The following is a 3,195-nucleotide window of genomic DNA, read 5'->3' on the forward strand; positions in this document are numbered from 1 at the left end:
ATCGATGACAGGACCGATGATCTGGACGATTTTACCAACGTTAGTTTCTGTTGTCGCTACCATTGTTTATGTCTACTCTGGGTTTTAGCTGATAACTCCCACAAGGGGAAAGTCTTAATTTTTTGTAAAATTAGCCAATACTCAGCTTATCACGCTAGGGGATCAGATCAGTTACCAGTGATCAGATGTGAGTTTTCCGTGGACAGTCTGAGCGGTGATCGGTATTAAATGGCAATTTTCTGCTTACTGGTTACTGATCACTGATAAAAAGTAAGGCAGGCCTGAGCCTACCTTAAAACAAAGCGAGGTTGATCAACTTTGGGGATGCCGATGCAGTGGATGAAATTGGTTTCATACCATATATTGGCGATTATAGCAAGGGTTTTGCTGGTTGCATGGATTCAAATAAAAAATAATTTAAAGCTTGACCATAGGGTTTAGTCTATGGATTGAGGGACAAGAACTATCTTCTGTCAAATTTTCAAGGGACAGCTTTAGATAGGGTTTATGGTAGGGGTGCCGGGCCTGCGCCCAAAATGTGTTATGGATATTTCTACAAAACTGAGATGCACTGCCTTCTCAACCGTCCGGGAGAATTGTGCTGTAAGATATCCTCAGTTTAAATTGTTTAGGCTCGCAATCGTAGATGAGAATAAATTTCGGTTGCTTTTGCGGCAATAGATCAATAATCTGAGGAAATTATCGGTTAACTATATGAATTCTGCTAAAATTATCGCCATTATCACGGGAGCGATTTCGATTTTAATCGCCGTTGCCTATTTAATCCTAGTCCAGATTCTGGACTTTCGCACCGAGATGATTCCCGCTCCCCTAGAAGTTATTTTTCCCAGATTATAAAAATCGGGGTTGAAAAATTTTCAACCCCGAAAAAAGCAATTTTTGAGCGGATTAACCCACCGATTGTAACTGTAATTGCGAGAGAATATCGCTCTGCTCGGAGCGCTGATGACTAGAGACTGTCACCACAGCTTCAGCAGTTACATCTAATAGCGCATGGTCTCCAGAATTGACTTTTCCCGATAACATCGCCTCGGCTAAACTATCCTCTAAGCGTCGAGTTAAGGCACGACGTAAAGGCCGCGCACCGTAGCTAGGATCATAACCCTCATTGATGACCAAATCCTTGAAAGCGGCGGTAACTTCCACAGAAATTCCTTTTTCTGTCAATTGTTTGGCTAGATCTGCGATCAGAATATCGGCAATCTGGGTAACTTCTTCGCGAGTTAACTGTCGGAAAACAATAATTTCATCGAGACGGTTGAGAAATTCGGGACGGAAATATTGTTTTAACTCGTCCGTCACCCGATTAGAAATCTGTTGGTAACGCGATTGAGCAAAATCGTCAGCAATCTCGAATCCTAAGCTATTACCGCCTTTTTCGATGACTTTTGAGCCAATATTCGAGGTCATGATAATTAGGGTATTCTTAAAGTCCACCCGACGACCTTGGGAATCGGTCAAATGACCATCTTCTAACAGTTGCAGGAGAAGATTAAAAACATCGGGATGTGCTTTCTCGATTTCGTCAAACAAAACTACTTTATAGGGTTGACGACGCACTGCTTCCGTTAACTGACCGCCTTCATTGTAACCGATGTATCCGGGAGGCGCACCAATTAACTTAGAAACCGTGTGGGATTCCATAAATTCCGACATATCTAGGCGAATCATACTGGATTCCGAGCCAAAGAGCAACTTAGCTAAGGCTTTCGTTAATTCAGTTTTACCCACTCCCGTGGGACCGGCAAAAATAAACGAGGCAATCGGACGGTTAGGATTCTTTAAATTGACTCGCGCTCGACGAATAGCACGAGAAACGGCATTTACTGCCTCCTGTTGACCAATAATCCGCTCGTGCAGTTGACATTCCAGATTTAAGAGCGATTCCGACTCAGTTTCAGTTAATTGGGTAACGGGAATACCTGTCCAAGCGGCGACAATTTGGGCGATTTCCTCCGCATCCACCACCGGAATTAAAGATTCGGGGTTAATTAGGGGTGATTCTTCGCTAACCTCTGCGGGACTTTTACTTTGTAGGGAATAGCGTAGATGGGTGCGGGATCCCGCTTCATCGAGAAGATCGATCGCTTTGTCCGGTAAAAAGCGATCATTGATATAGCGAGAGGATAGATTAACGGCAGCTTCGATCGCTTTTTGATCGTATTTTACCTGATGGAAATCCTCGTAGGTGGCTTTTAAACCCTGTAAAATCTCGATCGCCTGCTCTTTGGTCGGTTCTCCCACCATAACTGGCTGAAAACGTCTTTCTAGAGCCGCATCTCGCTCAATATGCTGTTTATACTCATCGAGAGTAGTTGCCCCTAAACACTGTAACTCGCCGCGAGCTAAAGCAGGTTTAAGCAAGTTAGAAGCATCCATAGCTCCTCCCATGCTACCAGCACCCACAAGAGTGTGAATTTCATCGATAAACAGGATAATACTGCCCGATTTGCGAACTTCCTCCACCACACCCTTTAAACGTTCCTCAAAATCGCCGCGAAAACGGGTTCCCGCCAGTAAAGACCCCATATCGAGGGCAATTACCTGTTTATCCCGCAAAAGTTCGGGAATATCGCCATTATGGATGCGTTGTGCTAACCCTTCAGCGATCGCTGTTTTGCCCACCCCCGGCTCACCCAGTAAAATCGGGTTATTCTTGCTGCGACGGCCTAAAATTTGGACAACTCGCTCGATTTCTGGCTCTCTACCGATTACAGGGTCAATTTTGCCATTTTTGACCTCTTGGCTTAAATTGCGACCATATTGGGCTAAAATCCCGCCTTGGGGAGCATTTTTCTGGTCTTCATAGTCACTCTTTGCCGTGAAGCGACCACTAGCGACTTTTTCCCCGGCATTTTTAATTAAAAGGCCGCGAAGTTTGATCAAATCAACACCCTGCATAATTAAAATTTTAGCGGCTAGGGATTCGGGATCGCTGGTGATAGCGAGTAATAGATGTTCAGGTGCGATCGCCTGTTCCCCTAATTGTCGAGCTTCCTGAAATGCTTGCTCGAACATCTTTTTCGCTTTCGGGGTAAAAGGGATATTAACGGGACTGTAACCGGTGCCGCGGCCGGTCATTCCTTCAATCAGGCGGCGACTTTCGTGCAGGGTAACTTTTAAATCCTTGAGAATTAAGGCTGCGGTGGCGGTGGCTTCTCCTATCAATCCTAA

The 3,195-nt window shown here is 44.9% G+C and carries 2 protein-coding genes; one reads left to right on the forward strand and one right to left on the reverse strand.

The window, feature by feature from the left end:
* The first annotated feature begins 714 nt into the window (after window positions 1-714).
* Complete coding sequence (locus tag PX484_RS11200; protein WP_002801249.1) at window positions 715-858, forward strand: hypothetical protein; 144 nt, start codon at window positions 715-717, stop codon at window positions 856-858.
* Window positions 859-909: 51 nt separating this feature from the next.
* Here PX484_RS11200 and PX484_RS11205 read toward each other — a convergent pair.
* On the reverse strand, window positions 910-3,195 hold a 2,286-nt coding region (locus tag PX484_RS11205; RefSeq protein ID WP_288103850.1), incomplete at its 5' end, for an ATP-dependent Clp protease ATP-binding subunit.

The sequence above is a fragment of the Microcystis sp. M49636_WE2 genome, assembly GCF_030065375.1.
Taxonomy (GTDB): Bacteria; Cyanobacteriota; Cyanobacteriia; order Cyanobacteriales; family Microcystaceae; genus Microcystis; species Microcystis aeruginosa_C.